We start from the raw sequence: 2,782 nt of genomic DNA, 5'->3' as shown, positions 1-2,782 counted from the left end.
TGCGAGGGCGATCCCTTCTTCTACGGCTCGTTCATGCATCTTTATGCCCGGCTGCCACGCGAGCGGGTCGAGGTGGTGCCGGGCATTCCCGGCATGGCGGGCTGCTGGACGGCGACGGGCCTGCCGATCACCTGGGGCGACGACATCCTGACGGTGCTGCCCGCGACGTTGCCGCAGGAAGATCTGACCCGCCGCATCCGCGACACCGATGCGCTCGTCGTCATGAAGATCGGCCGCAACCTGTCGCGCCTGCGCGCCGCGCTGGAAAGCGCGGGCAGGGCGGATCAGGCATGGCTGATCGAGCACGGCACCATGGCCGAAGAGCGGGTCCGGATGCTGTCCGAGGTCGAGGGGCCGGTGCCCTATTTCTCGATCGTGCTGGTGCATGGGCAGGGGCGCAGGCGATGATGGGATCGCTTGTCATCGCGGGGCTTGGCCCCGGCGCCGAGGCCATGATCACGCCCGAAGTCGCGGCTGCGCTGGACCAGGCCACCGACGTCATCGGCTACATTCCCTATGTGGGGCGTATCGCTCCGCGCGACGGCCTGCGACTGCACCCCTCGGACAACCGGGTCGAGTTGGACCGCGCGGCCCATGCGCTGGAGCTTGTCAGTAAAGGCAACCGTGTCGTCGTCGTGTCCTCGGGCGATCCGGGTGTCTTCGCAATGGCCTCGGCCGTATTCGAGGCCGTGGAGCAGGGGCCGTCCCAGTGGCGCGATCTGGACATCCGCGTCCTGCCCGGCATCACCGCCATGCTGGCGGCGGCGGCCGCAGCAGGTGCCCCGCTGGGACACGATTTCTGCGCGATCAACCTGTCGGACAATCTCAAGCCCTTCGATCTGGTGCTGAAGCGGATCAGCCTCGCGCTGGAGGCCGATTTTGCGATGGCCTTCTACAATCCGCGCTCGGCATCGCGCCCGCACCAGTTCGCCACCGTGCTGGACCTGCTGCAAGCCCGTGCCGGGCCCGAACGCCTGATCGTCTTCGCCCGCGCCGTCTCGACCCCCGAGCAGGACATCCGCGTGGTGCCGCTGCGGGATGCGCGGCCCGAGATGGCCGACATGCGGACCCTCGTCATTGTCGGCTCGTCGGCAACGCGGCAGGTCGGACGCTTCGTCTACACGCCGAGGCGGGCATGAAGCCAGTCCATGACCTCGGCAACGGTCCGGCGCACCGGCCGCTCGGGCAGTCCGGGGCGGTCGATCATGATGACAGGAATACCAAGCGTCCGGGCGGCAAGGATCTTCGCCTCGGCCCCGGCTCCGCCCGCGTTCTTGGCGACCAGAAGCTCCGTCCCATGCGCGCGCATCAGGTCCAGATCATCCTCCAGCCGAAACGGGCCACGTGCGACGACGATCTCGGCGTTCGGCAACGGGAAGTCCCGGGCAGGCACATCGACCAGCCGGGTCAGGAAGCGGTGCTGCGCGAGATGCGCGAAGTCGGCGAGATGCTGACGGCCGATCGCCAGGAACACCCGCTTGCCGGGACCGTCCAGCGCCGCCGCGGCACCCGCGATGTCGGGAACATGGGTCCAGTTGTCCTGCGGTCCTGCCGTCCAGGCAGCCCGCTCGAAAGCACAAAGCGGCACCTCGGCCAAGGCGCAGGCCTGCAAGGCATTGCGGCTGATCCGGGCCGCAAAGGGATGGGTCGCGTCGATGACTTGCCCGATGCCGTTGCTCTGCAGGAAGGCCGCAAGCCCCTCGGGTCCTCCGAACCCGCCGATATGCACGGGAACCGGCTGAGCGCGAGGGTTGGCCACGCGTCCCGCATAGGACAGAAGCGCCGGCCACCCCGCCTCGGCTACGGCTTGTGCCAGCCTGCTCGCTTCGGTGGTGCCGCCCAGCATGAGGGTGGTTCTGATGTCTGAATGGCTGTCGATCATCGGCATCGGGGAAAATGGCCTGAAGGATCTGAGCGAGGCAAGCCGCGAAGCGCTGGAACGGGCAGAGACCGTCTTCGGCAGCCCGCGCCATCTCGCCATGGTGGAGCATCCCGGCAAGATCCAGTGGCCGGTTCCCTTTTCGCTGGCGCCTTTGCTGGCCTTGCGCGGCAGGCCGGTCGCCGCGCTGGCCTCGGGCGATCCCTTCTGGCACGGCGCGGGTGGCAGCCTCGCGCAGGAACTGCCGCCGGGTGAATGGCGGGCCTATCCCGGTGTCTCGGTTCCGTCCCTCGTTGCCGCGCGGCTTGGCTGGCGGCTGGAGGAGGTGACATGCCTGGGCCTCCATGCCGCACCGCTGGAGCAACTGCGCCGCCATCTGACCGAGGGCGCGAGGCTGATCGTGACCCTTCGCGACGGCGCGGCGCCGTCTGCACTGGCGGGCTACCTGACCTCGCTGGGCTTCGGGCCATCGGTTCTGCACGTGATGGAGCATCTGGGCGGCCCGAAGGAACGCATCCGTCGCCATGCTGCCGAAGACACTCTGCCGGTCTTCGAGAACCTTGTCGCCTGCGCCATCGAGGTCAGGGGCGGGAAGGGCTTGCCGCAGGTTCCCGGCCTTGCCGACGATCTCTTCGACCATGACGGCCAGATCACGAAGCGTCCAATCCGCGCGCTGGCCCTTTCGGCGCTTGCCCCGCGTCCGGGCGAGTTGCTGTGGGATCTCGGCGCGGGCAGTGGCTCGGTCGGGATCGAGTGGCTTCTGTCGCATCCCCGCAACCGCGCCCTCGGGGTCGAGCGCGATCCCGGCCGCGCTGCGCGGGCCCGAACCAATGCCCGTTCCCTCGGCGTGCCCCAGTTCGAGATACGGGAGGGCAGCGCGCTCGAACTGATGCCGGACCTGCC

At 68.8% G+C, this 2,782-nt stretch carries 4 protein-coding genes; 3 read left to right on the top strand and 1 reads right to left on the bottom strand.

Translation table 11 applies throughout. The features are described 5' to 3' along the window. Positions 1 to 408: SAM-dependent methyltransferase (locus tag Q4F04_RS15345; RefSeq protein ID WP_303370661.1), on the top strand; the 408-nt coding region annotated here is incomplete at its 5' end. Beyond that, positions 405 to 1,139: a precorrin-3B C(17)-methyltransferase gene (gene cobJ, locus Q4F04_RS15340; protein WP_303370660.1), complete on the top strand. Its 735-nt coding sequence runs from the start codon at positions 405 to 407 to the stop codon at positions 1,137 to 1,139. The genes Q4F04_RS15345 and cobJ, both read left to right, overlap by 4 nt. On the opposite strand, the gene Q4F04_RS15335 is transcribed toward cobJ, so the two are convergent. Then, on the bottom strand, positions 1,118 to 1,846 hold the full coding sequence (locus Q4F04_RS15335) for a cobalt-precorrin-6A reductase (protein ID WP_303370659.1): 729 nt from the start codon (positions 1,844 to 1,846) through the stop codon (positions 1,118 to 1,120). The two genes, cobJ and Q4F04_RS15335, sit on opposite strands and share 22 nt — an antisense overlap. 13 nt (positions 1,847 to 1,859) lie before the next feature. Here Q4F04_RS15335 and cbiE point away from each other — a divergent pair. Then, on the top strand, positions 1,860 to 2,782 hold a 923-nt coding region (gene cbiE, locus Q4F04_RS15330; protein ID WP_303370658.1), incomplete at its 3' end, for a precorrin-6y C5,15-methyltransferase (decarboxylating) subunit CbiE.

It is taken from the genome of Paracoccus sp. (in: a-proteobacteria), from assembly GCF_030536915.1.
GTDB lineage: Bacteria > Pseudomonadota > Alphaproteobacteria > Rhodobacterales > Rhodobacteraceae > Paracoccus.
The sequence above is the reverse complement of the archived record's forward strand: the minus strand, read 5'-3'. Positions and strand labels throughout refer to the sequence as shown.

Bases quoted from the DNA above. Each gene is read 5' to 3' on its own strand.
- cobJ (WP_303370660.1), top strand. From the start codon at position 405: ATGATGGGATCGCTTGTCATCGCGGGGCTTGGCCCCGGCGCCGAGGCC.
- Q4F04_RS15335 (WP_303370659.1), bottom strand. From the start codon at position 1,846: ATGCTGGGCGGCACCACCGAAGCGAGCAGGCTGGCACAAGCCGTAGCC.